Source organism: Caulobacter sp. GW821-FHT05F04 (assembly GCF_059419665.1).
This window is the reverse complement of sequence record NZ_JBWKSF010000006.1, coordinates 238,227-264,152: the sequence shown is the minus strand read 5'-3', so window position 1 is coordinate 264,152 and position 25,926 is coordinate 238,227. Positions and strand designations below refer to the sequence as shown.

General features: G+C 68.2%; 24 protein-coding genes. 8 read left to right on the top strand and 16 right to left on the bottom strand.

Translation table 11 applies throughout. The features are described from left to right. Positions 1-85 precede the first annotated feature (85 nt). The 4 genes from glyS to AC07R7_RS17345 form a co-directional block, all read right to left on the bottom strand. Complete coding sequence (gene glyS, locus AC07R7_RS17360; protein ID WP_494636034.1) at positions 86-2,137, bottom strand: glycine--tRNA ligase subunit beta; 2,052 nt, start codon at positions 2,135-2,137, stop codon at positions 86-88. A gap of 6 nt (positions 2,138-2,143) precedes the next feature. Then, positions 2,144-3,043: a glycine--tRNA ligase subunit alpha gene (locus AC07R7_RS17355; RefSeq protein ID WP_492840096.1), complete on the bottom strand. Its 900-nt coding sequence runs from the start codon at positions 3,041-3,043 to the stop codon at positions 2,144-2,146. Positions 3,044-3,128: 85 nt separating this feature from the next. Further along, positions 3,129-4,073, bottom strand: coding sequence for a fasciclin domain-containing protein (locus tag AC07R7_RS17350; RefSeq protein WP_494636033.1), 945 nt, complete (start codon positions 4,071-4,073; stop codon positions 3,129-3,131). A gap of 84 nt (positions 4,074-4,157) precedes the next feature. Then, positions 4,158-4,508 carry a DMT family protein gene (locus AC07R7_RS17345; protein WP_494636032.1) on the bottom strand — a complete coding sequence of 117 codons (351 nt, stop codon included), beginning with the start codon at positions 4,506-4,508 and terminating at the stop codon, positions 4,158-4,160. A 323-nt stretch (positions 4,509-4,831) separates the two neighbouring features. Between AC07R7_RS17345 and AC07R7_RS17340 the strand changes: the two genes are divergently transcribed. The 3 genes from AC07R7_RS17340 (at position 4,832) to AC07R7_RS17330 (ending at position 7,634) form a co-directional block, all read left to right on the top strand. Continuing rightward, complete coding sequence (locus AC07R7_RS17340) at positions 4,832-5,170, top strand: P-II family nitrogen regulator (protein WP_004623580.1); 339 nt, start codon at positions 4,832-4,834, stop codon at positions 5,168-5,170. A 26-nt stretch (positions 5,171-5,196) separates the two neighbouring features. Then, positions 5,197-6,726 carry an ammonium transporter gene (locus AC07R7_RS17335; RefSeq protein WP_492840099.1) on the top strand — a complete coding sequence of 510 codons (1,530 nt, stop codon included), beginning with the start codon at positions 5,197-5,199 and terminating at the stop codon, positions 6,724-6,726. Between the two features lie 104 nt (positions 6,727-6,830). Beyond that, complete coding sequence (locus AC07R7_RS17330; protein WP_494636031.1) at positions 6,831-7,634, top strand: lipid II flippase Amj family protein; 804 nt, start codon at positions 6,831-6,833, stop codon at positions 7,632-7,634. Here the strand turns inward: AC07R7_RS17330 and AC07R7_RS17325 are convergent. From AC07R7_RS17325 to AC07R7_RS17310, 4 genes are all read right to left on the bottom strand, one after another. Next, entirely contained in the window at positions 7,631-8,281 is a 651-nt protein-coding gene (locus AC07R7_RS17325; RefSeq protein WP_494636030.1) for a peptidylprolyl isomerase, read from the bottom strand. The genes AC07R7_RS17330 and AC07R7_RS17325 overlap by 4 nt on opposite strands. A gap of 10 nt (positions 8,282-8,291) precedes the next feature. Next, positions 8,292-9,164, bottom strand: a complete 873-nt coding sequence (locus AC07R7_RS17320; RefSeq protein WP_494636029.1) for a 4-(cytidine 5'-diphospho)-2-C-methyl-D-erythritol kinase — start codon at positions 9,162-9,164, stop codon at positions 8,292-8,294. A gap of 41 nt (positions 9,165-9,205) precedes the next feature. Next, complete coding sequence (locus tag AC07R7_RS17315; RefSeq protein ID WP_494636028.1) at positions 9,206-10,936, bottom strand: tetratricopeptide repeat protein; 1,731 nt, start codon at positions 10,934-10,936, stop codon at positions 9,206-9,208. A gap of 74 nt (positions 10,937-11,010) precedes the next feature. After that, positions 11,011-12,684, bottom strand: a complete 1,674-nt coding sequence (locus tag AC07R7_RS17310) for an electron transfer flavoprotein-ubiquinone oxidoreductase (RefSeq protein WP_494636027.1) — start codon at positions 12,682-12,684, stop codon at positions 11,011-11,013. 241 nt (positions 12,685-12,925) lie between these two features. Between AC07R7_RS17310 and AC07R7_RS17305 the strand changes: the two genes are divergently transcribed. Then, the gene (locus tag AC07R7_RS17305; RefSeq protein WP_494636026.1) at positions 12,926-13,747 is read left to right on the top strand and encodes a uracil-DNA glycosylase; all 822 of its coding nucleotides are present in this window, start codon (positions 12,926-12,928) and stop codon (positions 13,745-13,747) included. A gap of 60 nt (positions 13,748-13,807) precedes the next feature. Beyond that, a complete protein-coding gene (locus tag AC07R7_RS17300; protein WP_494636025.1) occupies positions 13,808-15,424 on the top strand; it encodes a lytic transglycosylase domain-containing protein in 1,617 nt (538 codons plus the stop codon). Between the two features lie 48 nt (positions 15,425-15,472). Here the strand turns inward: AC07R7_RS17300 and AC07R7_RS17295 are convergent, their stop codons facing one another. Both AC07R7_RS17295 and AC07R7_RS17290 read right to left on the bottom strand, forming a co-directional pair. Continuing rightward, complete coding sequence (locus AC07R7_RS17295) at positions 15,473-15,928, bottom strand: glycosyltransferase family protein (protein WP_494636024.1); 456 nt, start codon at positions 15,926-15,928, stop codon at positions 15,473-15,475. A 132-nt stretch (positions 15,929-16,060) separates the two neighbouring features. Then, positions 16,061-17,143 (bottom strand): PA0069 family radical SAM protein, encoded by a 1,083-nt coding sequence (locus AC07R7_RS17290; protein ID WP_494636023.1) that lies wholly within the window; start codon positions 17,141-17,143, stop codon positions 16,061-16,063. 136 nt (positions 17,144-17,279) lie between these two features. On the opposite strand from AC07R7_RS17290, the gene AC07R7_RS17285 reads away from it, so the two are divergent. Beyond that, a complete protein-coding gene (locus AC07R7_RS17285; RefSeq protein ID WP_494636022.1) occupies positions 17,280-17,495 on the top strand; it encodes a hypothetical protein in 216 nt (71 codons plus the stop codon). Here the strand turns inward: AC07R7_RS17285 and AC07R7_RS17280 are convergent. The 5 genes from AC07R7_RS17280 to AC07R7_RS17260 all read right to left on the bottom strand — a co-directional run bounded on the left by AC07R7_RS17280 (position 17,478) and on the right by AC07R7_RS17260 (position 22,587). Then, positions 17,478-18,773 carry an RNA polymerase sigma factor gene (locus AC07R7_RS17280; protein ID WP_494636021.1) on the bottom strand — a complete coding sequence of 432 codons (1,296 nt, stop codon included), beginning with the start codon at positions 18,771-18,773 and terminating at the stop codon, positions 17,478-17,480. The genes AC07R7_RS17285 and AC07R7_RS17280 overlap by 18 nt on opposite strands. Beyond that, entirely contained in the window at positions 18,770-19,168 is a 399-nt protein-coding gene (locus AC07R7_RS17275; RefSeq protein WP_492884227.1) for a YciI family protein, read from the bottom strand. Before AC07R7_RS17275 ends, AC07R7_RS17280 begins: the two co-directional genes overlap by 4 nt. A 69-nt stretch (positions 19,169-19,237) precedes the next feature. Beyond that, positions 19,238-20,239, bottom strand: a complete 1,002-nt coding sequence (locus tag AC07R7_RS17270) for an acyltransferase family protein (protein ID WP_494636020.1) — start codon at positions 20,237-20,239, stop codon at positions 19,238-19,240. A 22-nt stretch (positions 20,240-20,261) separates the two neighbouring features. Beyond that, positions 20,262-21,320 carry a class I SAM-dependent methyltransferase gene (locus AC07R7_RS17265; protein WP_494636019.1) on the bottom strand — a complete coding sequence of 353 codons (1,059 nt, stop codon included), beginning with the start codon at positions 21,318-21,320 and terminating at the stop codon, positions 20,262-20,264. A gap of 19 nt (positions 21,321-21,339) precedes the next feature. Then, positions 21,340-22,587, bottom strand: a complete 1,248-nt coding sequence (locus AC07R7_RS17260; protein WP_494636018.1) for a class I SAM-dependent RNA methyltransferase — start codon at positions 22,585-22,587, stop codon at positions 21,340-21,342. Between the two features lie 215 nt (positions 22,588-22,802). Here AC07R7_RS17260 and AC07R7_RS17255 point away from each other — a divergent pair, with 215 nt between their 5' ends. Continuing rightward, positions 22,803-23,432 (top strand): hypothetical protein, encoded by a 630-nt coding sequence (locus AC07R7_RS17255; protein WP_494636017.1) that lies wholly within the window; start codon positions 22,803-22,805, stop codon positions 23,430-23,432. A gap of 78 nt (positions 23,433-23,510) precedes the next feature. Here the strand turns inward: AC07R7_RS17255 and AC07R7_RS17250 are convergent, their stop codons facing one another. Then, positions 23,511-24,242 carry a TlyA family RNA methyltransferase gene (locus tag AC07R7_RS17250; RefSeq protein WP_494636016.1) on the bottom strand — a complete coding sequence of 244 codons (732 nt, stop codon included), beginning with the start codon at positions 24,240-24,242 and terminating at the stop codon, positions 23,511-23,513. A 147-nt stretch (positions 24,243-24,389) separates the two neighbouring features. Between AC07R7_RS17250 and AC07R7_RS17245 the strand changes: the two genes are divergently transcribed. Continuing rightward, positions 24,390-25,877 (top strand): amidase, encoded by a 1,488-nt coding sequence (locus tag AC07R7_RS17245; protein ID WP_494636015.1) that lies wholly within the window; start codon positions 24,390-24,392, stop codon positions 25,875-25,877. Positions 25,878-25,926 lie beyond the last annotated feature (49 nt).

Sequence of the window (25,926 nt, the reverse complement as noted above, 5' to 3'; positions counted from 1 at the left end):
AATGCGAAAGAGCGCCGAGCGAAGCCGCCCGGCGCTCTTGGTTCGTCTGGGCCCCGGCATTCGCCGGGGAAATCGGAAGATCGGGTTACCCCGCGATCAGGCCGAAGTCCGCCACCTTACCCATTTCATCCCGCACCGCCGCCAGGGTCTTCAGGCGGTTGTCGCGGTGCTCGGGTTCGTTGACGAAGACGCCGTCCAGATAGGCGTCGACCGGGCCGCGCAGCTCAGCCAGCTGGGTCATGGCGCCGGTGAAGTCCTCGGCGTCCAGGGCGTCCTTCAGCGGCTTGGCCAGCAGGCGCAGGGCGTTGTACAGGCCCACCTCGGCGGCGCTGTCGGCGGCCGGCTCCTCGGGCGCCCCGACCGGCAGAGCGCCCTTCTTCTCCTCGGCCTTGAGGATGTTGGAGGCGCGCTTGTAGCCGGCCATCAGGCTCTTGCCGTCGTCGGTCTTCAGGAAGCCGTCCAGGGCCTCGACCCGCGCGACGATGCGCGCCAGGTCGTCGTCGCCCAGGGCGAAGACGGCGTCGACGAGGTCGTGGCGCTTGCCCTGGTCGCGGAGGGTGACCTTCAGGCGGTCAGCGAAGAAGGCAAGAATATCCTTCGAATAGGAGGTCTCATTACTCAGTCGGCTCGACGTAATGACGATCGTCCCGGCGATGCTAAGTATCTTGCCTAGCGGAATACGAGACCCATTCTCGAGCACGATCCGGATCACGCCCAGCGCCGCGCGGCGCAACGCATAGGGATCCTTGCTCCCCGTCGGCTTCTCGTCGATCGCGAAGAACCCGACCAACGTATCCAGCTTGTCCGCCAGCGCCACGGCCACGCTCACCGGCGCGGTCGGCACCGCGTCCGACGGCCCTTGCGGCTTGTAGTGGTCGCGCACGGCGTCGGCGATCTCGCCGTCCAGGCCGAAGGTCCGGGCGTAGTAGCCGCCCATGATCCCCTGCAGCTCGGGGAACTCGCCGACCATCTGCGAGGCGAGATCCGCCTTGGCCAGACGCGCGGCTTCCTTGGTCTTGGCGACATCCGCGCCGACCAGCGGGGCGATCTCGCCGGCCAGGGCGACGATGCGCTCGACGCGCTGGGCCATGGTCCCGAGCTTGGCGTGGAAGGTGACGCCGTTCAGCTTCTCAAGCCAAGGCTCGAAACCGACCTTGACGTCCTCGTCCCAGAAGAAGCGGGCGTCGGACAGGCGCGAGGACAGCACCTTGGCGTTGCCGGCCGCGATCACCGCGCCGCCGTCGGCGGCCTGGATGTTGGCGATGGTGATGAAGTGCGGCGCCAGCCCCTCTTCCCCGGCCTTGCGGACGGCGAAGTACTTCTGGTGCGTGCGCATCGAGGTGCGGATCACCTCGGGCGGCAGGCTGAGGAACACCGGGTCCATGTCGCCCAGCACCGGCGTCGGCCATTCGGCCAGGCCGGCGACTTCGTCCAGAAGCCCCTGGTCCTCGACCAGTTCCAGGTGACGGGCGAAGCACAGGGTCTTGCAGCCTTCGAGGATGCGCTGCTTGCGCTCCTCGACGTCGAGCACGACGTAGTGGGCTTCCAGGCCGGCGGCGTATTCATCGAAGTCCCGCGCCACGAACGGCTGGGCGTCGCCCATGAAGCGGTGGCCTTCGGAGATGTCGCCGCTCGGGATGCCCTCGATGGCGAACGGCACGATCTCGCGGTCCAGCACGCACAGGATGCGCTTCAGCGGCCGCACCCAGCGCAACTTCTTGGTCCCCCAGACCATCGACTTGGGCCAGGGGAAGCCGCGCACGATCGCCTCGACCATCTCGGCGACGATCTCCGGCGTCGGGCGGCCCTTCTTCTCGATGAAGGCCATGTAGACGCCGTCGCGCTCGACCAATTGGTCTTGCGTCAGGCCGGCCTTGCGCAGGAAGCCTTCCATGGCCTGCGGCGGGGCGCCGACGCGGGGCCCTTTCAGCTCTTCCTTACGGTCGGCCTGGGCCAGCGGCAGGCCTTCGGCCACCAGGGTCAGCCGACGCGGGCCGGCGAAGGTCTTCAGGGCCTCGGGCAGGAAGCCGGCGGCGGCCAGGTGCTCGCGCGCCATGCGCTCCAGGTCCTTGGCGGCCTGGGCCTGCATGCGGGCGGGGATCTCTTCCGAGAACAGTTCGAGGAGAAGTTGGGGCATCAGACTTTACGCGGCTTCCTGCTGCTCGACCCAGGCGCTGGCGCACATCTTACAAAGGTCGCGGATGCGGCCGATGTAGCTGGCGCGTTCGGCGACGGCGATCGCGCCGCGGGCGTTCATCAGGTTGAAGAGATGGCTGGCCTTGAGGACCATGTCGTAGGCGGGCAGGACCAGAGCCTTGTTGTGGTACGAGCGGGCCAGCATCAGCGGGACCTGCTCTTCCATCTGCTCGAACTGCTGCTTGAGCACCGCGACGTCGTAGCCGTGGAAGTTGGCTTCCGACTGCTGGCGTTCGTTCTCCAGGAACACATCGCCATAGGTCGTCGCGCCCAGCGGCGAGTCCGGATCGTTGAACGGCAGGTCGTAGACGTTGTCGACGCCGAACACGTACATCGCCAGGCGTTCCAGGCCGTAGGTCAGCTCGCCGGCCACCGGCGAGACATCCAGCCCGCCGACCTGCTGGAAGTAGGTGTATTGCGACACTTCCATGCCGTCGCACCAGACTTCCCAGCCCAGGCCCCAGGCCCCGACGGTGGGGTTCTCCCAGTCGTCCTCGACGAAGCGGATGTCGTGGGTGCGCAGGTCCAGGCCGATCGCCTCCAGCGAGCCGAGATACAGGTCCTGCATGTTCTCGGGGTTCGGCTTCAGGATCACCTGGTACTGGTAATAGTGCTGCAGGCGGTTGGGGTTTTCGCCATAGCGCCCGTCGCCCGGACGGCGCGAGGGCTGCACATAGGCCGCGTTCCACGGCTTGGGGCCCAGGGCGCGCAGTACGGTGGCCGGGTGCAGGGTCCCCGCCCCGACTTCCACGTCATGCGGCTGCAGGATGATGCAACCCTGCCGGCTCCAATAGTCATGGAGCGTCAGGATCAGGCTTTGGAAGGACTTGGGTTTTTCGCGCGACATATATCGAAGCAGGCCTAGAAAAAAGTCGGCGGACCATAGGGCCCGCCGACCGGTGCTTCAAGCGATGTCCGGAACGGTAAGGGCTTTAGTTGCCCTTCGGCACGGTGTGCTTGCCGGCGTTCGACTCCGGGGCGCCGTACTTGGCGCGGTTGGCCTTGGTGTCGGCGACCGGCGGGTTGGAGACGACATTGGCGTCGCCGGCCTTCAGCGAGGCCTGGGCCTCCGGCGATTGCGACGACACCGGCACGACCACCGAGGTGTTCACCCCGGCGTCCGGAGCGGCCGTGGCCGCCGGCATGGCGGGGCTGACGGCGGGGTCGGAGGCCATGTCGCTGCTGGTCGCGGGAGCCGACGTCGTGGTCTGCGGCGTCGGGGCCATCGAGTCTGCGGCCGGCGTCATGGCCTGGCCGGCCGGCGCTTCCTGCTCGTTGGCGGCGACCTGCATGGTCGCATTGGCGTCGGTCGCCGAGGCGGCGGCCTGCAGGCCCGGAACATCCTTCGGGATCAGAACCTTGTCGACCACGTGCAGTACGCCGTTGGTCGCCATCACATCGGTCTGAGTGATGGTGGCGGTGTCGACCATGGGGACCGCGCCCGAGCCATCCAGCAGCAGCGGCGAGCCCTCGACGCTCTTCACCTCACCCTTGGCGCCCTTGATCTTGGTGGAGTCCACCTTGGCGTTGATCAGGTGATAGGTCAGCACCTTCTGCAGCATCGGCCCATTCTCGGGCAGCATCAGCTTGTCCAGCTCACCGGCCGGCAGGGCGGCGAAGGCCGCGTCGGTCGGGGCGAACAGGGTCAGGTTCTGGTTGGTCTTCAGGACGCTGGTCAGGTTCACGGCCCCGACAGCCTTCAGGAAGGTGTTGAACTGACCCGAGGCCTCGACGGTCTGGATCAGGTCGCCCTTGGCGACGACGGGCGAGGACGCGGCCGGCGCTGGCGCGGCGGGCGCCGTGGCGTCCTGGGCGTGGGCGAAGCCGGTCATCAGGGCGACCGCGGCGGCGGCGGTCAGGAGACGCTGGGTGATCATGATCGAGTTCCTCTCGGTTCGAGCGGAGTACGCCCGGACCGGGGAGTCGGTTCCGTGATCACGGGCACGTGATCACGCAAAGCGTCACCGGAAATAGAATATGACCGCCACACCAGCGATGATCAGACCAAATCCGGCGACGGTCGACCACTTGATCGCTTCACCGAGATAGAAATACGAAAACAGCATGAAGACCATCAGGGTGATGAACTCCTGACCGACCTTCAATTCAGCCGTCGAATACACGGCGTGTCCGATCCGGTTGGCCGGCACGGCAAGCAAGTATTCGGGCAGGGCGATCAGCCAGCTGGAGATGATCGCGACGGGCAGGGCCATCGGCTTGCCCTTCAGGTGACCGTACCAGGCGAAGGTCATGAAGACGTTCGACATGACCAGCATCAGCCAGGGAGCGATCTTCATGACCAGCGGCGACATGGGCGGGCTCCGAAGCGGGGCGTTGGGGATTCCGCCAACCTAGGACAAGCCGGCCCGTCGGAGCCAGAACTTCCCGTCAGGCCGAATCGCCGGTTTCTGACGCAGTAGCAGCGCTACGTGCCGATATTTTGGGCGCCTTGCCCATTTCCTTTCCAAAACCTTGCCCGCGCCGCCCGTCATGGAACCGTCGCCGATAGCGTGGCCAAGCCGGGGAACGATGCAGCGCGTGATGGCGGCGTCGGCGGTGATCGCACCGGGGGCGAGAACGCTTCCGAACAACCAAGCAAAGCAAGCCCGTAGCTCAACGGGTCGGAGCAAGGCGGATGAAACTGATCATAGCGGTCGTCAAACCCTTCAAGCTGGACGAGGTGCGCGAAGCGCTCGTCGCCGCCGGCGTCGAAGGTCTGACGGTGTCGGAAGTGAAGGGCTACGGCCGTCAGAAAGGCCAGACCGAGATCTACCGGGGCGCCGAGTACCAGGTGAATTTCGTGCCGAAAGTGAAGCTGGAAGCGGTTGTCGACGACGCGTCCGCGGCCAAGGCCGTCGAAGCGGTCAAGGCCGCCGCGGCCACCGGCAAGATCGGCGACGGCAAGATCTTCGTCCTGAACGTCGAAGAAGCCGTCCGCATCCGCACCGGCGAAACCGGCTCGGCCGCTCTGTAACGCATCGGGAAAAGGGGATACCGACGATGAAACTCACCTTCAAACCGCTGGCCGGGCTGTTGCTCGCCGCGACCCTGGCGGGGGCCCCGCTGGGCGCCACCGCCTTCGCCCAGGAGGCCGCGCCCGCGCCGGCCGCCGCCATGACCGCCGCAGCGCCCGCCGAGGCCGCGCCGGCCGCCACGCCGGCTCCCGCCCCAGCCGCCGCGCCCACCATCGTCGACAAGAACGACAAGGGTGACAACGCGTGGATGCTGACCTCCTCGCTGCTGGTCCTGCTGATGATCATCCCGGGCCTGGCCCTGTTCTACGGCGGCCTGGTGCGCGCCAAGAACATGCTGTCGGTCATGATGCAGGTCTCGACGGTCGCCATCATCGGCTTCGTCGCTTGGGTCCTGTGGGGCTACAGCTTCGCCTTCACCGACGGCGGCAGCTGGGACAGCTTCGTGGGCGGCCTGGGACGCCTGTTCCTGAAGGACGTGACCCCGGCCAGCAACGTCGCGACCTTCTCGACCGGCGTGGTGATCCCCGAGTTCACCTTCATTTCGTTCCAGTCGACCTTCGCGGCCATCACCGCCGCCCTGGTGGTTGGTTCACTGGTCGAGCGCATGAAGTTCGCCGCCATCGTCGCCTTCGCCGTCCTGTGGCCGCTGCTGTCGTACTATCCGATGGCGCACATGGTCTGGTGGTGGCCGGGTCCTGACGCGATCGCCCTGGCCCCGACCGCTCCGGTCAAGTCGGGCCTGATCTGGGGCTTCGGCGCCCTGGACTTCGCCGGCGGCACCGTCGTCCACATCAACGCGGGTATCGCCGCTCTCGTCGGCGCCCTGATCCTCGGCAAGCGTCAAGGCTACGGCAAGGAGCCGATGCCCCCGCACTCGCTGACCCTGACCCTGGTCGGCGCCGGCCTGCTGTGGGTGGGCTGGTTCGGCTTCAACGCCGGTTCGAACCTCGAGTCGAACGGCTACGCCTCGCTGGCCATGATCAACACCTTCGTCGCCACCGCCGCCGCCGGTCTGTCGTGGATCGTCGTCGAGTGGGTCACCCGCAAGAAGCCGTCGGCCCTGGGCCTGGCCTCGGGCATCGTCGCCGGCCTCGTCGCCGTCACCCCGGCCGCCGGCTTCGCCGGTCCGATGGGCTCGGTGATCCTGGGTCTGGTCGTCTCGCCGATCTGCATCTTCTTCTGCTCGGTCGTGAAGAACGCCCTGAAGTATGACGACAGCCTGGACGCCTTCGGCATCCACGGCATTGGCGGCATCGTCGGCGCCATCGGCACCGGCCTGCTGGTCAATCCCGCCTGGGGCGGCGCCGGCATCGTCGACTACACGAGCTGCGGCAAGGACGGCGACCTGTCGACCTGCGACAACGCCGTCTATGATCTGGGCGCGCAAGTGATCGCCCAGCTGAAGGCGGTCGGCGTCACGGTCGTCTGGTCGCTGGTGGCCTCGCTGATCGTCTTCTTCGTGATCAAGCTGATCATCGGCCTGAAGGCTTCGCCGGAAGCCGAAGAAGAAGGCCTGGACATCTCGGAACACGGCGAACGCGCCTATCACAGCTAAGGCTGGCGTAAGCACCTAGTCGAAGGGCGCGGAGGGCAACCTCCGCGCCCTTTCTCTTTGGGCGCGCATCAGCCAAGCTCGCCCCGCCCCGCCTGGAGACCGCCGTGGACGCCCAACTGTTCCTGCTCTGCGTCCTGACCTTCGTGATTCACCTGATCGGAGCCCTGGCCTACGCGGTACGCATCGCGGGCGTCCGCACGCGACGGATCGCCATGTCGTTCGCGCTGTTCAACGTGCTGGTGCTGCTGTCGCGCGCCTCGAACGCCTTCCAGGGCCCGTTCCTGTCCAAACGGATCGAGAGCGACCTGCTGCATGGTACGGGCCAGAACCTGCTGGCCGACTTCCAATGGCTGATGGCCAGCGCCAGCCTGGCGGCGATCATCGGAGCGCTGGCGATCCCGACCGCGCAGCGCCTGTTCACCCGCGCGGTCGCCCACTTCCAGATCCACCGTTCCGTGCCCAAGCTCCTGATGCACGCTTTCGCCAAGGGCGGTGTTGGCTATATCCGCGACGCGGTCGCCCTGCCCTCGCCACGCCACCTCGACGGGCTGAAGCAGAAGATCGACGTCCCCGCCCGAGTGATCGTGCTGAACGTCCTGGCCCAGGCCCTGCTGACCGTCGGGGTCTTCGCCTCGCTCTACGCGGGCTATCTGGATCCGCAGTTCCGGGTCACGGCCGTCAGCCTGTCGTCGGTGATCAACGGCGTGGCGACGATCCTGCTGTTCGTCCTGATCGACCCGGCGCTGTCGATCATGACCGACGACGTGATGGACGGCCGGGTGAGCGAGCCTGCCTTCCGCCGCGCCGTGGTCTGGTTCGCCGGCAGCCGCGTGGCGGGCACCGTGCTGGCCCAACTGCTGCTAGTCCCGGCGGCCAGCGCCGTCGTGTTCCTCGCGCGGCTGATCTAGAGCCGCCGCGCGGTGACGATCGGCACGACCGGATCGAGCATCTGCCCCTTCATCACCGGATTGATCGCCACGCCGGGCGTCGGCAGGTTCAGGATCTCGCGGACGATCTCCATGCCCTTGACCACCTGACCGAAGGCGGCGAAGCCCAGGTTGTCGCCTTCCGCCGCCGGATTTGCGTCCAGGTAGGGGGCGTCGCCCGCGCAGATGAAGAAGTCGCTGTCGCCGCTGCCCGGCTCGCGGCGGGCGAGGGACAGCGTGCCGTCGACATGGCGCAGACCCGTCTGGGTGGTCGGCTCGTGGGCGACGGGTTTCAGCACCTTCTTCGGATCGCCGGCCAGGCCGCCTTCGATCAGGCCGTAGGTGGTCGAGCCTGGCGCCTTGGCCGCCCGCCAGAAGCTGGCCCCGTCATAGAGCTTGCCGTCGACATACCGCAGGAAGTTGGCCGTGGTCAGCGGCGCCTGCCTGGCCTTCAGAGCGATGATGATGCCGCCCAGGCTGGTGTCCAGGCTGACCACGACGTCGCCGGGGCCAGGCACGATCGGCGTCGGGGCCAGGTTCAGGATCTGGGCGTTGGCCCGCCCAGGCGCGGCGGCCAGGCCCCAAATGGGACTTAGACCGAGGGCGGCGAGAACGTCACGGCGCTTCATGTCCATTTCCTCAGCTCAGGCGGCAACGCCGCACCCACCAGTCCGGTCGCATCGCCTCAAGACGGTCGACCAGACCCTCGGCCTCGATGTCGCCGGCGCAGAGGGCGAAACAGGTCGCCCCGGAGCCGGACATCCGGACCAGCAAACTTTCGGGCTCGTCGCGCAGAACGTCCAGCACCTCGCCGATGCGCGACTCCAGCGCCACGGCCGGCGCCTCCAGGTCGTTGCGGGTGGCCACCGACAGCCAGGCGGCGACTTCCTCGACGCTTTCCAGGTCGGACGGCATGAACGGGCGCTCGGCGCCGTCCGGATGCACGGCGGCGTCATAGGCGCGATAGACCGCCCCGGTCGGCGATGGAACGCCTGGATTGACCAGCACCGCATGCAGCTCCGGCAAGGCCGGGGCCGGCGACAGGATCTCCCCTCGCCCCTCGGCCATCAGGGCCGTGGCCCGCAGGCAGGCCGCGCCGTCCGCGCCCAGGCTGGCGGCCAGCGGCTCCAGGTCGTCGTCCGACAGGTTCGGGGCCAGGGCGTCGCGCAACAGCCTCAGAGCCGCGCCCGCGTCACTGGAGCCGCCGCCCAGGCCGGCCGCGATCGGCAGGTGCTTTTCGAGGATCAGCCGGTACGGCGGGATCGGCCCGCCCAGCTTGGCGTGAAAGGCCCGCGCGGCGCGGACCACGAGGTTGTCGCCTCCGGCCGGGATCGCGCCGCCGAACGGACCCGAGGTCTCGAAATCCGGGGCGTCGGCGGGCTGGATCATCACCCGGTCGCCGACATCGGCGAAGACCATCAGGCTGGAGATCGGGTGATAACCCTCCGCGTCCGGCCCGCCCACATGCAGGAACAGATTGACCTTGGCCGGGGCGAAGGCGGAAAGCCGCATGATCTCTCGAACTCAGCTGAAAAGGACGAAAGCCCGATAGCCTAGTTGTGGGCCACCGTCGACGCGGTCGCCGCCGCGCCGGTCGCGGCCAGGCCGTTCTTCAGCTTGGCTTCGGACTCGGCCTTCTGCTTCTCGTCGGGCTCAAGGCTCAGGACGCGCCGCCATTGGAACTGAGCCTCGGTCTTGCGACCGACCCGCCAATAGGCGTCGCCCAGGTGGCCGTTGACGTCCGGATCGCCAGGCTCCAGCTCGGCGGCGCCTTCCAGCTTCTCGACGGCGGCCTTGTAGTCGCCCAGGCGATAGTAGGCCCAGCCGAGACTGTCGAGCATGGCGCCTGACTGCGGGCGAGCGGCGACGGCCTTCTGGACCATGCCCATGGCCTCGGCCAAGTGCTCGTTGCGGTCGATCCAGCTGTAGCCGAGGAAGTTCAGCAACTCCGGCTCATTCGGGTTGATCTTCAGAGCGGCCTGCAGGTCGCGCTCGGCCTCGGGCCAGCGCTTGGCCTGCTCCAGGGAGACGGCGCGCAGATAGAGCACGCGCCAGTCGGGGCTGGCGCTCTCACGTTCGACCACCTTGTCCAGCACCGCCACCGACTCGTCCCACTGGCTGCCCGCCCGCAGCAGATCGGCCAGGGCCAGCTGGGCGTCGCGATCACCGGGCGCCGCCGTCGCGGCGGCGCGGGCCACGTCCAGCGCCTTGGCCTTGTCGCCGAGGTCGTTCCAGGCCCAGGCGATCTTGCTCTGAGCCGAGGCGTATTGCGGCGAGCCCGCCGGCACGTGCCCATAGGCCTCGATCGCGCCCTGTGGGTCCCGGCCCTGGTTCAGCAGGTCGCCGACCAGCACCCACGCCTCGTCGCGGGCCGGATCCAGGCGCAGGGCCAGGCGCAGATAGGCCAGGGCGAACTGGGCCTGGTGCTCGCCGGCGAAGGTGGCGGCGCAGGCCACCAGCCCCTCGGCCGCGCCCTGGCGAAGGGTCGGCATCGGCGGCGGCGCGCCCTTGGCGGCGGCGCGGGCGCGAGCCCGCAGCAGGCCCGTATCGTTGGGCGCGGCGCCCAGCGCCGTATCGTAAAGGGCCACAGCGTCGTCGTGGCGCTTGCGGCGCTCCAGGAACGCGCCGTAGTCCAAGGTGAAGATGCTGGCCGTGGCGGCGTTGCCGGTCAGGGCCTTGTAGTCGGTCTCGGCCTCGTCATAGCGCTTGGCGCGCTCATAGAGGCGCGCCTGACCCTGTTGGCCGAAATACTGCACCAGCCTGTCGGTGCGCAGGGTCGGCTGAACGATCGCGCCCTCTTTGTCGCCGGCCGCGGCGGCGGCCCACGGGGCCAGCAGCGCGGCGGCCTGCTGGTGCGGGAAGCCGAGCGGCTCGGCCTTCAGCAGCGCCTGGGCGTCCTTGCCCTTGTTGGTGGCCAATGCCTCGACCACCCGGGTCAGCACGCCCATGCGCTGGACGGCCTCGGTGGCGTCCGGACCGGTGGGGGCCGCGGCGGCGGCGCGGGTGATCTCCCCCGCCAGCAGCAAGGCCGAGAACGAGCGCTCGCCGATCACGCCGGGGTCGTCGCCCAGCACCGCGGCCGTGCCGAAATAGCTGGCCGCTTCCTTGGACTTGCCGTCGCGCAGGGCCGCCTGGCCCGCCAGGAACTGGCCATACGAGGAGCGGGTGTCGAACAGCGGCGAGCCCGCCACGGGGCCTCGCAGCGTCACCGTGCTGGGTCCCTGGGCGCAGGCCGCCAGGGCCGAAACGGAAACGCAGGCGAGGAGGACTTTGAAACGCGTCATCCCGCCACCCTCGGTGGTTTCGAGGTCGGTCGCAAGAAAAAGCCTCCCGGTCCGGGACCGGGAGGCTATTCCATTTACATGTTGGGGTAGTTCGGTCCGCCGCCACCTTCCGGCGTGGTCCAGACGATGTTCTGCGACGGGTCCTTGATGTCGCAGGTTTTGCAGTGGACGCAGTTCTGGGCGTTGATCTGGAAGCGCGGATCCTGACCCTGCTCGTTGTAGAGCACCTCGTAGACGCCGGCCGGACAGTAGAGGCGCGCCGGCTCGCCGTACTTGGGCAGGTTGACCGAGATCGGGATCGAAGGATCCTTCAGCTTCAGGTGCGCCGGCTGATCTTCCTCGTGGTTGGTCGCCGACAGGAACACCGAGCTCAGCTTGTCGAAGCTGATGACGCCGTCAGGCTTGGGATAGACGATCGGCTGGTAGTCCTTGGCCAGACCGGTCGAGGCCGCGTCGGTCTTCTCGTGCTTCATGGTGCCGAAGAACGAGAAGCCGCCCAGCAGGTGCGTGCACCACATGTCGAACATGCTGACCGCGCCGCCCAGGGCGGTGCCGAACTTGCCCAGCATCGGCTTGGCGTTGCGGACGACCTTCAGCTCCTTGGCCACCCACGACGTGTCATAGGCGGTCTGGTAGCCGGTCAGTTCGTCGCTGGCGCGGCCCGCCTGGACAGCCTCGTAGGCGGCCTCGGCGGCCATCATGCCGGTCTTGACCGCGTTGTGGCTGCCCTTGATGCGCGGCACGTTGACGAAGCCGGCCGAGCAGCCGATCAGCACGCCGCCCGGGAAGGTCAGCTTCGGCACCGACTGATAGCCGCCCTCGGTGATGGCCCGCGCGCCGTAGGCGATGCGCTTGCCGCCTTCCAAGTAGGGCTTCACGCCCGGATGCTGCTTGAAGCGCTGGAACTCGTCGAACGGCGAGATCCACGGGTTCTTGTAGTTCAGGTGCACGACGTAGCCGATGGCCACGTAGTTATCCCCGAAGTGGTACATGAAGCTGCCACCGCCGGTCTGGTTGTCCAGCGGCCAGCCGGTGGTGTGCTCGGCCAAGCCCGGCTGGTGCTTCTCGGGCGGAACCTGCCACAGCTCCTTGATGCCGATGCCGTACTTCTGCGGCGACTTGCCAGCCGAGAGGTCGAACTTCTCGATCAGTTGCTTGGCCAACGAACCGCGCACGCCCTCGGCGATGAAGACGTACTTGCCGTGCAGCTCCATGCCCGGCTGATAGTCCGGCTTGTGGTGGCCGTCCTTGGCGATGCCGACGACGCCGACGACGACGCCCTTGACCGAGCCGTCCTCGTTCCAGACCAGATCCGAGGCGGCGAAGCCCGGATAAATCTCGACGCCCAGCTCCTCGGCCTTGCCGGCCAGCCAGCGCGTCAGGTTGCCCAGCGAGGCGATGTAGCAACCGTGGTTGTGCATGAACGGCGGCATGGCGAACATCGGCAGGGACAGCTCGCCCTGCGGACCCAGCAGCTTGAAGCGGTCCTTGGTGACCGGCGTCTCCAGTGGCGCCCCCTCTTCCTTCCAGTTCGGGAAGAGTTCGGCCAGGCCCTTGGGATCGATCACCGCGCCCGACAGGATGTGGGCGCCGACTTCCGAGCCCTTTTCCAGCAGGGCCACGGAAATCTCGGTCCCGGCCTTGGCGGCCAGTTGCTTCAGACGGATAGCCGCGGAGAGCCCGGCGGGACCGCCGCCGACGATGACGACGTCGTACTCCATCGACTCGCGTTCGAGGTCTTCGCTCATGGGGTCTCCCGGTAAAGGGGGCTCGGCCGCCCGTCTTATGACTGTTTGAATCAGAGCTTATCCGAACGTGACGCAGTGGCGGTCAAGCGCCTAGCGCCTCTTTTTTGCTGCGACGCAGCGTGGAGCCCGGCGACATTCCGCGACCAAGCCTGCGCAAGGCAGGCTCGATCTCATACTTTTTGAGCGTGGCGGGCGCCAAAACCGCTCACACTTTTGGCTGCCACGCTCTAATTACCGTCTCATGAGCCTCGCCGTCGATCAACGCGCCGTCGAAAGCCTGCTGGCCTTCTGGGCCGATGCGGGCGTCGATACGTCCTACGCGGACGCGCCGATCGATCGTCTGGCCGAGGGCGCGGCGATGCTGCGGGCTCGCAGCCAGCCGCCGCCTCCCCCGCCGCCGGTCTCCCGCCCCGGCCTGGCTCTGGCGCGCGGCCCCGATGTCGGGACCGCTGTCGCCGCCGCCAAGGCCGCCGCGGCCGCCTGCGACGACCTGGAAAGCCTGGCCGCCGCCATCGCCGCGTTCGACGGCTGCCCTCTGAAGATGCAGGGGGCGAAGCAGGCCGTGTTCTCGCGCGGGGTCGGCGACGCGCCGCTGATGATCATCGGCGAAGGCCCCGGCGCCGACGAGGACGCCCAAGGCCAGCCGTTCGTCGGTCGCGCGGGCAAGCTGCTGGACCGCATGCTGAAGGCCGCCGGCCTGGAAGGCCGCGTCTTCATCACCAACACCGTCTTCTGGCGCCCGCCCGGCAACCGCACGCCGACGCCCCAGGAGCAGGCGACGTGCGCTCCGTTCGTCGAGCGCGCCATCGCGCTGGTGAAGCCGAAGATGCTGCTGCTGGCCGGCGGAGCCTCGGCGAAAGCCATGCTGAAGCGCGAGGAAGGCATCCTGTCCATGCGCGGCCGCTGGTTCGAATGGCTGTCCGAGGACAAGTCCATCGAGCTGCCCGCCATGCCGACCCTGCACCCGGCCTTCCTGCTGCGCACGCCCGCCCAGAAGAAGAAGGCCTGGCAGGATCTGCTGACGCTGACCGAGCGACTTGATCGCCCGGACCGCCCGCACTAGAACTTCGTTCGACCAGTCGGAACAGGGGACGCGCGCCTGCGGGGGAGCGCGGAACAGTTTTTGCGGATTTTGGCTCGCCCTTTGGCCGTGTTATCGGCCCTTTTCCTGTGCGCGACGGTGTCTGTCGCGCACGCGGGCGCCCTTGACCCTTTGTCGCCGGAAGACGTCCGCGCCTATCGCGCCGCCTTCGCCGCAACCGATCGCGGTGATTTCGACGCCGCCGCCGCGGCCTTCGCCAACACCCATGACCGCAGCCTGGCCGGCCGCCTGACCTTCGCCAAGGTCATGCACCCCACTCGCTTTTCGGCCAGCTATGACGACCTAACCCGTTGGCTGCGCACCTATGCCGATGAGGCCGGCGCCGACCGCGTCTACGCCCTAGCCGTCAAGCGCAAGCCGGCCGGCAAGCGCGTCGCCGCCGCGCCGGTTCCCGAACTCTTCATCGGCGACGAGACCGCGCCGCCGCCCGCCGACAAGGGTCGCGCCGCCCGCGAGGCCTATTATTCCGGCGACGTACAGAAGGCGCTGAGCCTGGCCGTGGCTGGCGGCGAGACCTGGATCGCGGGCCTTTCGGCCTATCGCCTGGGCGACTATCGAGCCGCCCAGGCCTATTTTGAGCAGGTCGCCCACGACGAACACGAGGACGAGTGGCTGCGCGCCGCTGGCGCCTTCTGGGCGGCCCGCGTGGCCAGCCAGGCCGGCCACGGCCGCGACGCTCAGACCCTGCTGAACGAGGCCGCCCGCTCGCCGCACACCTTCTACGGCATGATCGCCGTGCGGCAGCTGGCCATGGCCGGAGTCACCATCGCCGAAGACAACTACGACCCGATCGCCAGCCTGCTGACCCGCGCCAGCTATGTCGGTCCCGACACCGCGTCGCTGGAACAGCTCGTGAAGAACGATCCACGCGCCCGTCGCGCCACCGCCCTGGCTCAGGTCGGCCGCTGGCGCGAGGCGGGCATGGAGCTGCGCGCCGGCTTGTCGCTGGCCGACACCCAGGAACTGCGCGATGACTGGACCGCGCTGGCCCTGGCCCTGAACGCCAACGCTCCGCTGAACGCCGGCCGCCCGGTGCGCCGGGTCGGCGGCGAGGATTATCCCCTGCCCCCGCTGGATCCGGTCGGCGGTTTCACCATCGACAAGGCCATGGTTTACGCGCTGGTGCGCCAGGAAAGCCGCTTCGACCCGATGGCCCTCTCCGCCGCCGGCGCAATGGGCCTGATGCAGGTGCGCCCGGCCTCGGCCGCCGACGTGGTCGGCGATGACAAGTTGCTGGCCGACAACAGCCCGCTATTCGATCCCGCCTACAACCTGCGGGCCGGCCAGGACTATTTCACCTGGCTGATGGACCGCGGCGTCAAGAGTCCCGACCTGCTGCGCACCGTCGCCGCCTATAACGGCGGGCCGGCGACCCTGAACCGCACGGCGGCTCAACTGGGCGCGGACTGCGACACCCTGCTGCTGATCGAGAGCCTGCCGTTCAAGGAGACCCGCAACTACGTTGAGAAGGTGATGGCCAGCTACTGGACCTATCGCCGGCTGATGGGCGCGGAGAACAAGACCCTGGACGCCGTGGCCAGCGGCGCGCGGACGGTGGACTTCCGCCTCGACCCGCAGGTCGCCGCCCCGACCTCGATCGACCAGCTCATGACGCAGCTGGCGCAGGTTCAGCCCTGACACGCTTGTCCCCGCGAAGGCGGGAGACCCATGCGGACGGGAACCTACCTAGTAAGTCAGCCGCCTAGCCCGCAACGTCTTCGCCAAAGCTTTCTCGTCACCGCCGCTCGCGGGCCAGTCGAGCCGTCGAACCAGGACGCCATGCAGGCGTGGCGAAAGCTTGCTGAGCATGCCACCCGGAGCGGTCAGAACCGCGGGCGTCCCAGCCCCGCCGGTCAGATGCTTCTCGACCGGCTCGCGCCAGCCTTCGCGCAGGATCGGCGTCGCACGCAGGGTCAGGATCCAGTCGCCCCGAACCACTGCGGCGCCCGCCGCCAGGCGATCGCCCGAGGCCGTCACCAGCCGCGCCCCACTGTCTTCGGCCAGGGCCTCGACACCTGGTTCGCCGCTCGCGACCAGCACCACCTCCTTGACCAGCCCATCCACGGCGGCGGGCACCAGCATGGCCATCTGGGCGGCCAGGCCCGGAAGGTCTTCGGAGGCGACGAGGACGACGGAGATCATGGCCTTGCTTGGCCAGCGGGGGCGACGCGGTCAAGGCCCCGCGTGATCCTCGCCCTTCGACAAGCTCAGGATGAGGACCAAGGTGGCGGCCTCACACTAGAAGTCTCACCCTGAGCTTGTCGAAGGGCGAACCTATCCAAACAGATCCATCTGCACGCTCGGCTTCCTCGGCGGCGTGAACTGGGTCGCGTCCAGCGGCGCCCACGGCTGGTCCAGCCCGAACTTCTTGACCGCCAGGTGGAACCGCTGTCGCAGCACCTCGGCCACTGGACCCTCGCCGACCATCCGTTCGCCCCAACTGGCGCTGTAGGTCTCGCCCTTGCGGATCTGACGAACCAGCGACATCACCTTCCTGGCGCGGTCAGGATGGTCGGTCTCCAGCCACTCCTGAAACAGCTGAGCGATCTCACGGGGCAGGCGCAGGGCGACATAGCCCGCGCCGCGCGCGCCGGCCTTGGCCGCCGCCTCCAGCACGGTCTCGCACTCGTGGTCGTTCAAACCCGGAATGGCCGGCGCGAACATCACCGTCACCGGCACGCCCGCCTCGGTCAGCCGGCGCACCGCCTCGATCCGCTTGCCAGGCGTGGCCGCGCGCGGCTCCATGCTGCGGGCCAACTTGCGGTCCAGGGTCGTGATCGAGATCGCCACCCGCGTCAGCTTACGCTCGGCCATCCGGCTCAGCACGTCGAGGTCGCGCAGGATCAGAGCCGACTTGGTGATGATGGTGAACGGATGGCTGACGCGGTCCAGCACCTCGATGATCTGCCGCGTCACCCGAAGTTGCTTCTCATCGGGCTGGTAGGGATCGGTGTCGCCGCCGATGTGAATCGTCGCGGGCTTGTACGAAGCCTTGGCCAGTTCCTTCTCCAGCAGTTCGCCCGCGTGCGGCTTGAAGAAGATCTTGCTCTCGAAATCCAGGCCCGGCGATAAGCCGAGATAGGCGTGATTGGGTCGGGCGTAGCAATAGATGCAGCCGTGGCTGCAGCCGCGATACGGATTGATCGAGCGGTCGAAGCCTACGTCCGGGCTCTGGTTGCGGGCGATGATCGTCCGCGACTTCATCGGCTGCAGCTCGGTCTTCAGCTGCCCGGGTTCGTCCTCCTCACCCCAGCCATCGTCGAACGTCTCTCGCGTCCGGGACTCGAAGCGTCCGGTTCGATTGGATTTCGCGCCCCGCCCGCGCGGCGCGGACCCCAGTTTCGCTGCCTCGGCCATGGTGGCGACTATGCTCAACTCATAAGAACATAACAAGAACATTTTTGAGGGTGGAACCGCGCAATATACTCGTCATGCAACGGCAAGCCGCTGGCGATCCTAGTATGGCGATAACCTGATACGCGTAGCATGGCCCATGATCGCGCTCGCTTGTCTCAAGATCATGGTCGGCGACACGTTGATGTTCGCCGGTGCCGACCATGCTGGCCTCGTGGCCAAGGTCGCGGGCGTGTATCTCGATAGCACGTGGCTCTGGCCGCGCCGCTACGGCAACGGCAACGGCTGGCGGCGGCGGTCTACGCCATTGGTCAGGAAGACTTTTCGGCCTCGGCCTTCATGTCGCCAGGCCTGACTCGAAGTCGTTGCCGACCGCCGATGCCGGCGCCTCCGCCTCGACCGCGATGCGGTCCAGATACTGGCGGATGTTGGCGGCCTCGGCCGCGGTGTTGGCTAGCGAAATCGCGCGGTCGAAAGCCCGACGCGCCTCGACCTGGCGACCGGCCTGCAGCAGGAAGGCGCCGCGCGCGCCGTGATAGTGAAAATAGGCGTCCAGCCGCGCGCCCAGCGGCTCGATCATCGCCAGCGCCGCATCTGGCCCGCGAACCTTGGCCGTCGCCACCGCGCGGTTCAGCGTGACCACCGGCGAAGGCTGCATGATCTCCAGCGTCGCGTAGAGCGCGTCGATACCCGCCCAGTCGGTGTCACCGGCCGTGGCGGCGCGGGCGTGCAGGGCGACGATGGCGGCCTGGACCTGGTAGGGCCCGGGATCGCGCTTCAACATCGCCTTGTCGATCAAGGCGAGCCCCTCCCCGATCATCTTGCGATTCCAGAGGCTTCGGTCCTGATCCTCCAGCAGGATCGCCGCGCCGTCGACGGCGAAGCGCGCGCCCGAACGGGCATGTTGCAGCAGGAGCAGCGCGGTCAGGCCCATCATCTCCGGTTCGGCCGGGAACAGGCGCAGCAGCAGGCGCGCCAGGCGGATGGCCTCGTCGCAGAGGCCGCCCTTGGCTTCGACCGCCTGGCCGCTGGCCGAATAGCCCTCGTTGAAGACGAGGTAGAGCATGACCGCGACAGCCGCGAAGCGCTCGGCGCGCTCGATCGGGCCCGGGGTCTCGAACGGCGAGTCTCCAGCCCCGATACGGGCCTTGGCGCGCGTGATGCGCTGTTCCATGGCCGCCTCGGTCACGACGAAAGCGCGGGCGATCTCGCGCACCGACAGACCCGAGACGATACGCAGGGCCAGGGCGATCTGCTGGGTGGCCGGCAGATCCGGATGGCAACAGATGAACAGCAACCGCAGGACGTCGTCACGATAGTGCGAGCCGTCCAGCCGCTCGGCGGCCTGCGCCTCCGCGTCCTCCAGGTCGGACAGCAGTTCCTCGGGCGGCAGGGCCACGTGGCGGCTGGTCTTACGGACGGCGTCGATGGCGGCGTTGCGGCCGACCATGATCAGCCACGCGGTCGGATCGCGAGGCGGACCATTCTTGGGCCAGGCCTTCAGGGCGCGCAGACAGGCGTCCTGAAACGCCTCTTCGGCCGCGTCCATGTCCCGGAAGTAGCGCAGCAGCGCCGCCATGGCCTGGGGCCGAGCGGCGGCGATCGCCCCTTCGATCCAACCGAGCTCGGTCACGTTCCACCGGACTCCTGGCCGGCGAACGCCGGGTTCGGCGCCGGATTGAACAGCGCGATCGGGCGGATCTCGTAGGAGCCGCCGGGATTAGCCTTGCCCAGGTCCTTGGCGATGTCGAGCGCGCCGTCCAGGCTGTCGCAATCGACGACATAGAAGCCCAGAAGCTGTTCCTTGGTCTCGGCGAACGGACCATCCAGCACCAACGGCGGCTCGCGGTCCTTGCGCAGGGTGGTGGCGGCCGTGGTCGGCATCAGACGGGCGACGGGGCCTAGCCGGCCGTCGCGCGCCAGCTTCTCCTGGACGACGCCCAGCTTCTCCATGACGCCGTCCTCGTGCGCCTTGGACCAGCCGCAGATCACATCCTCGTAGTTGTAGCAGAGTATGGCGTAGAGCATGGGCGATCCTCGTCTCTCATCCCTAGGACGGCGAACTATGCCCGCATCCGACATCGGCTCTAGACAATTTTAGAGACGCCGCAGCCGCCGGCGAACGGGCTCGTCGTAGAGCTTAAGCACCGCCCAGGCGAACGCCAGGATTGCCGGGACCGCCACCGCCGCGAAGGCTAGCGGATAGCCGTGGCCGCCCAAGGCGCGGAACAGCCGCAGCATCAGCTCCCAGCCCAGCCAGTGCAGCGCATAGAGCGGATAGGAGATCGCGCCGGAGACGCGGGCCAGCCTTCCCTGGAGGCCGCCCGGATCACGCCGCCCAGCCAGCACGATCAGCGGAAAGACCAGGCTCATGCAGACATAGTCGTAGACCCAGTTCAGCGGCGTCCACGGGAAGCACAGGATGGCGGCCAGGATCAGGGCCAGCAGCCAGGCGGGCGCCGTGAAGCCGGTGAACGCCTGGATCCGGTAGCAGCCCCAGCCCAGCAGGAACGAGAACACTGTCCGCAGAAAGCTGATGAAGAACGTCGCCCGGTCCCAGCCGGTCAGAACCCCGCCCATTCCATGGGCGATATAGGCCATCACCGGGATCAGCAGCACGATCATCAGCACGTGCCCCAGGACGCCTAGCCGCCGGATCGGGAACCACAGCGCCCCGACCACCAGCTCGAAGAACAACGACCAGGCTGGCGGATTCAAAGGGAAAATCGGCGCGAAACCTGGCTCCTCGGCCCATAGCCGCGGAACCATGAGCAGGCCCAGGACCAGCCACTCCGGCACGCGCTCGCGATGCTGGATGATCACCGTCGCGCCGGCCAGCATGGTCAGGGCGATCAGCGGCCACAGCCGCACCAGCCGCTGGCGCAGGAAACCCCGCCAGCCGATCTCGCGCCGACCATAGGCGTGGGCCAGGACGAAACCCGACAGGCAGAAGAAGAAGTCGACGGCGAGGTAGCCGTGGCTGACCAGCCATGGCCGGCCGGTCCAGCCGCCGATGTGGTAGAGCATGACGCCCACGGCCGCGACGCCGCGCAGGCCGTCCAGCGCCTCGTACCGTCGTCCTGACTCGTAAGCCTGCAAAACGCCGTCCCCCCGACCTTGCTTAGCTGAGGGGTTTCTCCAGCAGCAAGGCCTTGGTCAGGAAGGCGCGATCCTCGCCGATCAGCTTCAGGCCCGCCTCGGCGAACAAAGCCACCAGATCGGTCTCGGCATAGCTGCCATAGTACGGCTCGTGGAAATAGACCGGGAAGGCCTCCAGCAGGCGCGCCAGGTCCGGCGTGTCGGAGGGCTGCACGGAGTCGACGAAGACCAGCACGCCGCCGGGCTTGAGCACCCGCGCCAGGCTGGCCGCCACGACGGGCCGCACGCGCGGCGGCAGCTCGTGGAAGAGATAGACGCAACTGACCGCGTCCAAAGCGGAATCCCCGAACGGCAAGGTTTCGGCATTAGCCTTGATCCCGCCCGCGCCCGTCCGCTTGCGAGCCTGCGCCAGATAGGCCTCCGAGAGGTCCAGGCCTGCGATGGCCGCGCGCGGGAAGGCCGCCTTCAGATCCTTGAGGAAAGCGCCCGAACCGCAGGCCACATCGATGATTTTCGCGTCGCGATGATCGCGGCCGCGCCAGTGTTTCGCCAGCAGCGACAGGCCGCGCCGCCGCATGGCTCCGGCCGTGCCGGAGAACAGCGCCTCGACCTGGGCGTCGTAGCGGCGCGCGCTTTCCGGCGTGAACCAACCGCCCGACTGAAAGTGAAAGTTCTGGCGATAATAGCTTGGATAAGCTTGACTATTGGTCTCGTCGCGCACCTCGACGCCATCGCCGCGCCGACGACGCTGATCGACCTCGAAGGCGTCGGCGATGAAATCGGCGGCCTCGCGCACGGCGGCCGAGGGGCGGACCGGACCGTCCTCGATGGCGGGATAGAGACCGGCGGCGACATCGCGGGCGTCCTTTTCGAACGCCTCCAGATAGGCGCGGCGCAGGCCGCCCTTGGTCGGCGGCGCGGCCGTTGGCTCGAAGCTTCGCGCCTGCTCGCCCTGGGTCGGCCGGGTCATGGAGCGGGCCAGCGAGCCCGTTGCTGTCCACCAGGCCGCCTTGACCGCCGCCCTGGCGCGTTGGCCTACCGCGTCGACCGCGAAGGCGGACCGCCTGCGTCGCTCGTCCATCCTTGGTTCCCCATGGGCCTCAGCGCGTGAAGACCCCGACCAGTTCAATATGGGGCGACCAGACGAACTGGTCCACCGGCAGCACCTTCTCCAGCCGGAAGCCGGCGTCGACCAGGGCGCGGGCGTCCTTGGCGAAGGTGCCAGGATTGCACGAGACGCTGACCACCTTGGCGACCTTGGACTTGGCGATCTCGACCGTCTGCTCGGCGGCGCCGGCCCGGGGCGGGTCGATGACCACGACGTCGGTCTTGGCCATCTCGGTGCTCAGCATCGGGCGCTTGACCAGGTCGCGGGCCTCGGCGGTGATCGGCTTCAGGCCCGACGCCGCGCCAAGGGCGGACTTCAGGGCGGCGATGGCCGGCGGGCTCATCTCGGCGGCGTAGACCGCGCCGATCTCGGCCAGGCGGAACGTGAAGGTGCCGACACCGCAATAGAGATCGGCGATCCGTGACGCGCCCTGGGCCTGGGCGACGGCGAATTCGACCATGGCGCGCTCGGCGGCCGGTACGGCCTGCAGGAAGCCGCCGGGCGGCAAGGCGACCACGGCGGGGCCCAGCTTCACCATCGGTTGGCGCGCGCCATAGACGGTCTCGCCCGCCAGGGTCACCCGCGCGAAGTCGCCCTCGCTGGCCGCCATGGCCGCGCGCATGCGAGCGTCCGCCGACAGCCCGCCGCTCTTGCGCTCGACGCCGGTGACGTCGATGTCGAGGCCGGTGGCCGTCAGGGTGACGTGCAGGGTCGGAGCCGACTTCGGATGCTCCAGGAACGGCTCGGCCAGACGCGCCAGAGCCGGGAAAGCCGCGACCAGGCGCGGATCGGTGACCGGGCATTCCTCGATCGGCACGAGATTCCAGGAGCGCCGCTCCTTGAAGCCCAGCAACGCGCCCTGCCCTTTGGCGCCCTTGCGGGCGTGCAACGCCACGCGGCGTCGCGAGGCCGGCGGGGCGGCGAAAGTCGGCAGGATCTCCGTCTCCAGACCTTCCATCGACAGCTGGATGCGGATCTGCTCGGCCTTCCAGCTCAGATAGGGCTCCGCCGCCCAGTGCTGCAGCGCGCACCCGCCACAATGGCCGAAATACTTGCAGGGCGGCGTCACGCGGTCGGCGCTGGCGGTCAGGATCTCCACGACCTCGCCGCGCGAACCTTCCATCCGCGCCCGCACGGTTTCGCCCGGCAGGGTCAGGGGCACGAAGGCTGGCTTGCCATCGTCGAAACGAGAGAGTCCGTCGCCTTGCGCGCCGATGGCGGTGATCATCATGTCTTGCATCGCGCGTCCATACCCTAAAACCGGGGCTTGAGCGCGGGCCGCGAACGATTTTCAGTGCGATATCAGTGAAGCTGAATAGCCCCGTCAGCGATCGTTCATGTTGGCGATGTCACACCCTACATAACGGATGGGCCTCGGCGGCCCGGCGCCAGCCGGACGCCCACAAAAAGACAAGCTCTCTTATGACCATGACCGCCTCAACGCGCAGGACTCCGATGATCAAGACCGTTCTGGGCGTCACCGCCGCCCTCGTCTGTGGCGTGCTGACGCCGACCCTGGCCTCGGCCCAATCCTATGGCTCGCAGCCTTACGGCTCGAGCTACGGCGGGGCCTACAGCAACCAAGGCTACTACTACGATCCTTGTCAGCGCTCGACGACCAACCGCACCACGGGCGGCGGTCTGGCCGGCGCCGGCATCGGCATGGCGCTGGGCAGCGGCATCGCCGCCCGCGGCCACCGCACCGACGGCGCGGTCCTGGGCGGCGTCCTGGGCGCCGTGGTCGGCTCTATGGCCGGCAGGAGTTCGGCGGCCTGCACCCCGGGTCGCTCCGTCGCTCCGCCGCCACCTCCCCCGCCGCCGCGCGCCTACAACGACGGCTATGACGACGACTACCGCCCGGTCCCCTACGACCAGGTTCGTCGGGACGCCCAGCGCGACAGCTACTACGAGCAATCGTATGAGCATCGCGAAGGCTACCGCGTGAACAACCGCGTCGGCGGCCAGGCCGACATCAACGGCTGCACCCTGGCCGAAAGCCCGATCTACCTGCCGGACGGCCGCGTCCAGAAACGCTTCGTGCGCGTCTGCCCGGACGGCAACGGCAAGTACCAGGTCGTCGACTAAGTCCCCGACCTAGCTTGTGTGGAAGACCATCGGCCGCCCCTCCTCCTTTAGTGGAAAATGGGGGCGGCCGATTTCGTTTCAGGCCTTGGTCGCCCAGACCAGGCGTTCGACCTGGCCGTCGCCGCCCGTGATCGGACTTTCGGTCAGGCCCTTCACCGACCAGCCCGAAGCCTCGATGAACGCGACGACCTCGCGTTCGCAACGGGCGATGATCTCGGGATCCTTGACCAGCCCGCCCTTGCCGACGAAGTCGCGGCCCGCCTCGAACTGCGGCTTGATCAGCGCCACCAGGTCCGCGCCCGGCCCCGCCAAGTCCAGCGCCATCGGCAGGGCCTTGGTCAGGGCGATGAAGCTGACATCGCTGACCACCAGCATCGGCGCCGTCGGGATCACCGTCTCGTCCAGCGCCCGGGCGTCGACGCCCGACAGGTCGACGACACGAGGGTCGCCCCTCAGCTTAGCGTGCAGCTGATCGCGGCCAACATCGACCGCGAACACCCTCTCGGCGCCGCGCGACAGCAGGACCTCGGTGAAGCCGCCTGTCGACGCGCCGACGTCGAGCGCCAGGCGCCCCTCCACGACGATCGGCCACAGGTCCAGCGCGTGGACGAGCTTCAACGCCCCACGCCCGACCCAAGGATGGGCGGCCTCGGCGACGATCTCGGCGTGCTGGTCGACCGTATCGGCCGGCTTGGTGATCAGCTTACCATTGACCGTGACGAGGCCAGCCTCGACGGCCGCGCGGGCCTTGGCGCGGCTGTCGACGACACCCCGCTCGACGAGCAACAGATCGATACGCTTGCGGGCCACGCGGCCTCCTCGAAAGTTCAGACCGCCGTCTAGCACGGGCTTGCGGCCCAGGTCTCTTCGGGTTCAACTGAACGCCGATCACCGGCGCATTAGACGCTGGCCATTTGACTGAGCGTGGCGAGACCACGCTTTGGGGGAGAGAAACCGATGCGATTCACCCGTCGCGGCCTGCTGGCCGCATCCGCCGCCGTGGCGGCCGCATCTTCAGTGGAGGCAAAGCCCAAATCGATGACCGCACCCGCGCCCTGGACTCCCGACGCCACCGAGCTGGCCGGCCGTATCCGTCGCAAGGAGGTCAGCGCCGCCGAGGTGGTCGAGGACGCCATCCGCAAGGCCGAGGCTCTGCAGCCGCAGGTCGGCGCGATCGTCACCTCGGATTTCGACCGCGCTCTGGCCAAGGCCAAGGCCGGCCAGTTGTCGGGTCCGTTCGCGGGCGTGCCCTTCATGGTCAAGGACCTGGACCCCTATAAGGGCCTGCCCACCCGCAACGGCTCGCGCAGCGGCCTGCGCGCCCCGCCCGAAACCACCCAGACCCAATATGTCGACGCCTTCGACGCGGCCGGCTTCGTGGTGATCGGCAAGTCGGCGACGCCGGAATACGGCTTCCTGCCGACCACCGAGCCGATGGGCTTTCAGCCGACGCGCAATCCCTGGAACACGGCCCGCTCGTCCGGCGGCTCCTCGGGCGGCGCGGCGGCGGCCGTGGCCTCGGGCATGATCCCGCTCGCCCACGCCACCGACGGGGGCGGCTCGATCCGCATTCCGGCCAGCAACTGCGGTCTCTTCGGCCTGAAACCCTCGCGGGGCCGCATGTTGCAAGGCCGTCCCGTCGCGCGCGGCCTCGACATCTCGGTCGCTCACTGCGTCTCGCACAGCGTCCGCGACTCCGCCGCCCTGTTCGCCGCCACCGAGCGCACCGGCGCCAACGCGGTGTTCAAGCCGATCGGCGTGGTCTCCGAACCGCTGAAGAGGAAGCTGAAGATCGGCCTCGTCATGGCCACCGGCACGGGCGAGACGCCCGATCCGGAGGTGCGGACCGCCGTCAACAACGCCGCCAAGCTACTGGAGAGCCTGGGTCACAAGGTCGAGCCGACCGCCTGGCCCATGGACGGCGCCCAGTTCGGCCAGGACTTCACCGTGCTATGGGCCAGCGGCGCGGCCGAACTGGTCGCCGGGATCGGCAAGGCCATCGGCCACAAGCCCGATTCCAGCGTGCTGGAGCCCTTCAGCCTGGGCATGGCTGAACTGGTCGGCCAACTGCCGCAAGGCGCCCTGCCCGCCGCCATTGAGCGCCTGAACGCCAACACAAAGGCCTATGACGCCTGGCTGACCAAGTACGACGTCATCCTCTCGCCGGTGCTGGGCAAGCCGCCGGTCGAGCTGGGCTATGTCGCCGGCTGGATTCCATTCCAGGAGCTGCAGTCCCGACTGACAACCTATGTCGGCTACACCCCGGTCCAGAACGTCGCCGGCGCGCCGTCGATGAGCGTGCCGCTGCACTGGACGCCGGACGGCTTGCCGGTGGGCGTCCAGCTGGCCGGCCGCGCGGGCGGCGAGGCGCTGCTATTCCAGCTGGCCTATCAGCTGGAGGAGGCCCAGCCGTGGGCGCACCGCAAACCGCCGGTGAGCCTGTAAACCAAGAGGGCCCGCATCAACCGATGCGGGCCCTTCCTTCTCGCGGCGG

Coding starts and splice junctions, on each gene's coding strand:
- AC07R7_RS17290 (WP_494636023.1), bottom strand. CDS start 17,143: ATGGCCGAGGCAGCGAAACTGGGGTCCGCGCCGCGCGGGCGGGGCGCG.
- AC07R7_RS17245 (WP_494636015.1), top strand. CDS start 24,390: ATGCGATTCACCCGTCGCGGCCTGCTGGCCGCATCCGCCGCCGTGGCG.
- glyS (WP_494636034.1), bottom strand. CDS start 2,137: ATGCCCCAACTTCTCCTCGAACTGTTCTCGGAAGAGATCCCCGCCCGC.
- AC07R7_RS17305 (WP_494636026.1), top strand. CDS start 12,926: ATGAGCCTCGCCGTCGATCAACGCGCCGTCGAAAGCCTGCTGGCCTTC.
- AC07R7_RS17320 (WP_494636029.1), bottom strand. CDS start 9,164: ATGCGGCTTTCCGCCTTCGCCCCGGCCAAGGTCAATCTGTTCCTGCAT.
- AC07R7_RS17295 (WP_494636024.1), bottom strand. CDS start 15,928: ATGATCTCCGTCGTCCTCGTCGCCTCCGAAGACCTTCCGGGCCTGGCC.
- AC07R7_RS17255 (WP_494636017.1), top strand. CDS start 22,803: ATGATCAAGACCGTTCTGGGCGTCACCGCCGCCCTCGTCTGTGGCGTG.
- AC07R7_RS17340 (WP_004623580.1), top strand. CDS start 4,832: ATGAAACTGATCATAGCGGTCGTCAAACCCTTCAAGCTGGACGAGGTG.
- AC07R7_RS17275 (WP_492884227.1), bottom strand. CDS start 19,168: ATGCTCTACGCCATACTCTGCTACAACTACGAGGATGTGATCTGCGGC.
- AC07R7_RS17350 (WP_494636033.1), bottom strand. CDS start 4,073: ATGATCACCCAGCGTCTCCTGACCGCCGCCGCCGCGGTCGCCCTGATG.
- AC07R7_RS17265 (WP_494636019.1), bottom strand. CDS start 21,320: ATGGACGAGCGACGCAGGCGGTCCGCCTTCGCGGTCGACGCGGTAGGC.
- AC07R7_RS17325 (WP_494636030.1), bottom strand. CDS start 8,281: ATGAAGCGCCGTGACGTTCTCGCCGCCCTCGGTCTAAGTCCCATTTGG.
- AC07R7_RS17315 (WP_494636028.1), bottom strand. CDS start 10,936: ATGACGCGTTTCAAAGTCCTCCTCGCCTGCGTTTCCGTTTCGGCCCTG.
- AC07R7_RS17260 (WP_494636018.1), bottom strand. CDS start 22,587: ATGCAAGACATGATGATCACCGCCATCGGCGCGCAAGGCGACGGACTC.
- AC07R7_RS17345 (WP_494636032.1), bottom strand. CDS start 4,508: ATGTCGCCGCTGGTCATGAAGATCGCTCCCTGGCTGATGCTGGTCATG.
- AC07R7_RS17310 (WP_494636027.1), bottom strand. CDS start 12,684: ATGAGCGAAGACCTCGAACGCGAGTCGATGGAGTACGACGTCGTCATC.
- AC07R7_RS17335 (WP_492840099.1), top strand. CDS start 5,197: ATGAAACTCACCTTCAAACCGCTGGCCGGGCTGTTGCTCGCCGCGACC.
- AC07R7_RS17355 (WP_492840096.1), bottom strand. CDS start 3,043: ATGTCGCGCGAAAAACCCAAGTCCTTCCAAAGCCTGATCCTGACGCTC.
- AC07R7_RS17285 (WP_494636022.1), top strand. CDS start 17,280: ATGATCGCGCTCGCTTGTCTCAAGATCATGGTCGGCGACACGTTGATG.